Annotated in this window: 1 protein-coding gene; it reads right to left on the bottom strand. The window is 56.4% G+C overall.

Features of this window, described 5'->3' with window-relative positions:
* Positions 1–2,233: dolichyl-diphosphooligosaccharide--protein glycosyltransferase subunit 2 (locus IAE33_RS24315; protein ID WP_236407407.1), on the bottom strand; the 2,233-nt coding region annotated here is incomplete at both ends.

The raw sequence follows: 2,233 nt of genomic DNA, 5'->3' as shown, positions 1-2,233 counted from the left end.
GGCGACCGAAGTTTGGTCGGCGGTGATAGTCACCTGCACCAGATCGCCTTGATTGCCCGTGCCTGGGGTACCCGAGCCTGGTTCATCGGTGACAGCCGTGCTGACCGGAGTTTTATCCAGGGTCAGTTGCTCGAACTTCCAAGCATCAGCGCCACTGACCGAGTCAATGGCGTTTTCTACCGCCGGATTTGTACCGACATAGACGTTGTCCGGCGCGGTAGTGGTAGCGGTACCCACGGTGCTGTTAGCCGGCACTACAACAGTGGTGCCATCTTTCAGGTGGAAATACAGCTCGGCGTGGTTGTTGATCGGCAGACCGTCTTTATTGGTCAGCGTCACGGTATAGGTGATTTCGCCGCCTTCGGTCACGGAAGAGGTAGCGGTCAACTTGGCTACGACTTCGTCGATGGTGTCGGTGACTTTAACGGACGCGTTACCGCCCAGTTGCAGGTTCTCGAAGGTACGACCGTCGATGTCTGCAGCCGCCTTGATACCCAGGCTGATTTCACCCGAGTCCTTATAAACGTCATCGCCTTGCGCAGCGTGCTCATACGAGGCACTGGTCTGGCCAGCCTTGATGGTGACCTGAGCGTTATTGCTCAGGGTCACGACCAGGTCGTGGGCCAAGGCGGTGTTTACGTGCACAGTGAACGTCGGTTTGACGTTCTCAGCGACCGAATCCTGATCGGCAGTGATAGTAACCTTGACGATATCGCCCTGGTTGCCAGTGCCTGGCGTCCCTGAACCTGGCTCGTCGGTGACAGTGGTGCTGACCGGAGTTTTATCCAGGGTCAGTTGTTCGAATTTCCACGCATCTGCGCCGCTGACCGATTCAATGGAGTTCTCGACCGCAGGGTTAGTGCCAACATAGACGTTGTCTGGGGCGATGGCAGTGGCCGAACCCACGGTGCTGTTAGCCGGCACTACAACAGTGGTGCCATCTTTCAGGTGGAAATACAGCTCAGCGTGGTTGTTGATCGGCAGACCGTCTTTATTGGTCAGCGTCACGGTGTAGGTGATTTCGCCGCCTTCGGTCACGGAAGAGGTAGCGGTCAGTTTGGCTACGACTTCGTCGATAGTGTCAGTGACCTTAACGGACGCGTTACCGCCCAGTTGCAGATTCTCGAAGGTACGACCGTCGATGTCTGCAGCCGACTTGATACCCAGGCTGATTTCACCCGAGTCCTTATAAACGTCATCGCCTTGCGCAGGGTGCTCATATGAGGCACTGGTCTGGCCAGCCTTGATGGTGACCTGGGCGTTGTTGCTCAGGGTCACGACCAGGTCGTGGGCCAGGGCCGTGTTGATTTGTACGGTGAACGTCGGCTTGACGTTTTCAGCAACGGAAGTCTGGTCAGCGGTGATAGTGACCAACACCAGATCACCTTGGTTGCCTGTACCAGGAGTACCAGAGCCTGGTTCATCTGTCACACTGGTAGTGACAGTATCGCCGCTCAGTGTGAGTTTCTCGAAGTTCTCGCCCCCTGAGACTGCCTCGAGTTTGTTAGCCAACGCAGGCTGGCCACCTACATAGACATCGTCAGCAACCGTAATAGTGGCGCTACCGGACGCACTGTTAGCCGGGATAACCACCTTCGTGCCGTCGGTGAGGGTGAAGGTAAGTGCGCCGTGCTGGGTTACGGACAGACCTTGGGCATTGCTCAACGTGACGGTGTAGGTGACCTGCCCACCTTCGGTAACAGTCGCCTTATCGACGGTCAGCGTTGCAACGACTTCACTAATGGTATCGGCAATCTGAACAGTGGCTGGGTTACCGATGACCAGGTGCTCGAACGTTGCACCAGGGACACTAGCGTCAGCGATACCCACCGTGACGGAGCCTGGGTCTTTGATGACATCATCACCTTGAGCCTCAGTCTTGTACACGACTTCGGTTTTGCCCGCTTCGATAGTGACCTTGTCCCCGTTCGACAGAGTAACGGTGAGCGGGCGATCCAGAGCTTGGCTGACTTTTACGGTGAAGGACGGCTGCTGGTCTTCGGTCACATTGCCATTGCTGACGATGCTGACAGTGACCGTATCGATGCTGTCATTGATCGTGGTAACAGCCGGGGTCGGACTTGCGTTTAGCTGTTCGAAGTTGCCACCGGTGGCGTCCTTGATCGTTACGCTGACGGTCGAGCCGTTGTTGTACACATCGTTCGCCGGGGTCTGGAAATCGATGCTGCCTTGAGTCTTGCCTGCTTCAACGGTGATGACTTGGCCGTTTGAC

Source organism: Pseudomonas sp. S60, assembly GCF_016647865.1.
Classification (GTDB): Bacteria; Pseudomonadota; Gammaproteobacteria; order Pseudomonadales; family Pseudomonadaceae; genus Aquipseudomonas; species Aquipseudomonas parafulva.
This window is presented reverse-complemented; position numbering and strand designations above follow the sequence as displayed.